Genomic DNA, 2,669 nt, shown 5'->3' with positions numbered 1-2,669 from the left:
CTCCTCAAAGACGTCGCCGAAGGCCGCGAACCCGGCGACGCCACCACCCTCTCCGACCCCACCATCATGGCCCAGATCGCGCAGTCACTGAAGAAGTAGGCGCGGCGCAAGCCTGCGCCGACTGCAGGATCGAAGCTGTATTGGCCTGGAGGCAGATCGTCGAAACGACCAGATCCATATCCGAGGATCTGGTCGTTTCGCGCCTTAAGTGGTTGAGGGTCTAATCACTGGACTTCAGGGCGAGCGCGGGACTCGACCACGGTCAGCCCGGCAATGACGCGCAGTCGGCCTCAGCCCATTGCCGGATCACCTAAAGCTGGCTGTGCGAAGCAATGGCGGGGTCGGAGCCGATTCGGGCACCGCTCTCGAGCTGTGTGATGGCGGCAAGGTCCTCGGGAGTCAGGGTGATCGCCGCAGCGTCGGCGTTTTCCCGCATGCGGCTAGTCGTCGAGGACTTGGGAATGGCAATAATCCCTGAAGCGACGTGCCATGCCAACACGATCTGAGCCGGTGTGGCGCCGTATTTGGCGGCCAGCGATTTCACCGCGGCCGCATTCAGATCGGCCCCCTGCCCCAGCGGGCTGTACGCCTCCACCGCAATGCCCAAGGCACGGCACTTGGCCGCCAACTCCTTCTGCTGGAACGTGGGGTGGATTTCGAACTGGTTCACCGCCGGGACCACACTAGCGTCCTGCAGTAGCGCGTCCAGATGCTCGCTGAGGAAGTTGGAGACACCGATGGCACGCACCACGCTGTTGGCGTAAAGCTTCTCCATCGCCTTCCAAGCTTCGACGAAGAGCCCCTGCGAGGGCACCGGCCAGTGAATCAGGTATAGATCCACGACGTCGACACCAAGCGCTTTCCGGCTGTTCTGGAAGGCCTCATGCGCGTTGCCTTGCTCGCCGTTGCGCAGCTTGGTGGTGATAAAGATTTCATCCCGGGGAATGCCTGAGGCAGCGATGGCTGCTCCGACGCCGGCCTCGTTGCGGTAGGCGGCAGCGGTGTCTATGTGGCGGTAGCCGGCCTCAAGCGCATCCTCGACGATTCGCTGGGTCTCGTCCGGCGGAACCTGGAACACGCCGAAGCCGATTTGCGGAATTTCGACGCCGTTGTTGAGGGTCACGGTGGGTGTGGTGGTTTCTTGCGTCTGCGACACTATCGATTCTTCCGTCAGTGAGATTGGACCCTTCGAGCGCCCCGCACGAAATTCGGTGCGAACCGTGCGCCCGGGCTTGCAAAATACGCTACCTATCTTGGGACGTCGTGTCAGCCGGTATGCCACTCCCTGGTTTTCCTAGGAAGGACAGTCCTACCTTCCTTGTAGAAAGCTGTGATCGGGACGTGGAGAATAGGAGTTATGGGTCAAAGCGCAGAGTTTGGAAAATTCCTGAAGGCCATGAGGTCACGGCTGAAGCCCGAAGACGGCGGCCTGCCAGGCACTTCGGGTGTCCGACGGGTTCCCGGGCTGCGGCGCGAGGAGATAGCCCGGCTGGCGGACGTGAGCACGGACTACTACACGCGCCTCGAGCAGGGCCGCAATATCCACCCGTCCCGGGCAGTACTGGACTCGGTAGCCCGGGCTCTGCGCCTGGATTCCAGCGAACAGGCGCACATGATGGACCTCCTTGAGAACTGTGCGAAGTCCCAGCGTCCACCCCTACCGGCCCAGAGCGTTCGGCCCGCCCTGAAGCAACTGCTGGATGCCGTGGGAAGCGTGCCCGCACTGGTACTGGGGCGCCGAACGGATGTTTTGGCCGGAAATCATCTGGCTTTTCTCCTGCTTGCCGATTTCCCGTCCATGCCTGCTGCCGAGCGGAACCTGACTCGCTGGATGATGCTCGATCCGCGAGCAAAGGAACTCTTCCGGGACTGGAATTCCGTAGCGGCCGAAGCGGTCGGAACCCTCCGAGTGGACATTGGCCGGCATCCGGACGATGCCCAGGCCAATCAGCTCGTTGGCGAACTCGCAGTTCAGAGCGAGAACTTCCGCCTGTGGTGGGCCGGACACCGGGTGGCCAGGAGGTCTGCGGGCAGTCTGCGGTTGCACCACCCCGTCGTCGGCGACTTGGAACTGAACGTTGAAAACCTGACGCTCCCGGACGACCCGGACCAAGTGCTGCGCGTATTTTCCGCAAAGCCCGGCTCGCCGACGGCCGATTCCCTCACACTGCTAGGCAGTTTCGGCGCCGAGGCGGCGACCGCCTGGGAGCCCACACAAACAACAGACAACACGGATGCATCCGGCGCCGGGTTCTTGACTGATTCGGCTTAGGAGAATTGGGCCCTCAGTGGTTGGGGCATTCCGAATACTCTGACCATGCATTCAAAAAGTAGAGGCCATCAACCGCATATTCAGTCTTGCGGATGCCGATCCGAGCTTGGCCTCAAAGGTGGAGCGGACAGGATCCAGAATCCTGGCTGGGCGTGACCCCGCGGGCTCGTTGAAGTGCATCGTCCCATCCCACGGGTGCTCCGATGGCGTGCGCATAGCTCAAATGGGCCTTTTGCGCTCGGGTGCGGCCAGAGCTGGCTCGGTTGGTTCGTCCCAGTGCCGTAAACCTTTTATTTCGCGCTGAAGCTGATATGTAGGTCTGGTTGTCAAGAGGCATGGATGAGCGGCTCCTGGCTTTTGGTTCAGGGGGCCGCTCATCGTATGCCGGCCGGTCGTG

Annotated in this window: 2 protein-coding genes; one reads left to right on the top strand and one right to left on the bottom strand. The window is 61.9% G+C overall.

Going from position 1 to position 2,669, the window contains the following annotated elements; all coding sequences use genetic code 11:
• Window positions 1-310: 310 nt before the first annotated feature.
• Complete coding sequence (locus ABH924_RS24720) at window positions 311-1,156, bottom strand: aldo/keto reductase (RefSeq protein ID WP_404503160.1); 846 nt, start codon at window positions 1,154-1,156, stop codon at window positions 311-313.
• 201 nt (window positions 1,157-1,357) lie between these two features.
• Here ABH924_RS24720 and ABH924_RS24715 point away from each other — a divergent pair, with 201 nt between their 5' ends.
• Window positions 1,358-2,272 carry a helix-turn-helix transcriptional regulator gene (locus ABH924_RS24715; RefSeq protein WP_404503158.1) on the top strand — a complete coding sequence of 305 codons (915 nt, stop codon included), beginning with the start codon at window positions 1,358-1,360 and terminating at the stop codon, window positions 2,270-2,272.
• The last annotated feature ends 397 nt before the right edge of the window (window positions 2,273-2,669 follow it).

This window comes from Arthrobacter sp. GAS37, from assembly GCF_044908325.1.
Lineage (GTDB): Bacteria > Actinomycetota > Actinomycetes > Actinomycetales > Micrococcaceae > Arthrobacter > Arthrobacter ramosus.
Note: the sequence above shows the minus strand (reverse complement) of the source record. Positions and strands in the feature narration are given on the sequence as shown.

Bases quoted from the DNA above. Each gene is read 5' to 3' on its own strand.
- ABH924_RS24715 (WP_404503158.1), top strand. From the start codon at position 1,358: ATGGGTCAAAGCGCAGAGTTTGGAAAATTCCTGAAGGCCATGAGGTCA.